The sequence below is a fragment of the Streptococcus sp. HMSC070B10 genome (genome assembly GCF_001808665.1).
Lineage (GTDB): Bacteria > Bacillota > Bacilli > Lactobacillales > Streptococcaceae > Streptococcus.
The window spans coordinates 1-275 of sequence record NZ_KV794207.1 but is presented as its reverse complement, the minus strand read 5'-3'; the positions used below and the strand labels follow the sequence as shown (position 1 = coordinate 275).

Annotated in this window: 1 protein-coding gene; it reads right to left on the bottom strand. The window is 48.4% G+C overall.

What is annotated here, in order from left to right:
- The coding region (locus HMPREF2613_RS07500) for an SIALI-17 repeat-containing surface protein (protein WP_148129954.1) at positions 1–275 on the bottom strand (275 nt) is incomplete at both ends.

Below are 275 nucleotides of genomic sequence, written 5' to 3'. Positions count from 1 at the left end.
TGATAATGGACCTGTGTAGGCTGGTAGCTCATGTTTCAAGGCCATAACTGAATTGACTCCACCCTTGAACTCTGGTTTCTCTACCGTCGGTGCAGTTTGATCGCCCACGCTTGACAATGGACCTGTGTACTCTGGTAGTTCGTGTTTCAAGGCCATAACTGAGTTGACTCCACCCTTGAACTCTGGTTTCTCTACTGTTGGAGCGGTTTGGTCACCTACGGTTGACAATGGGCCTGTATAAGCTGGTAGCTCATGTACCAAAGCTTCAACTGCAT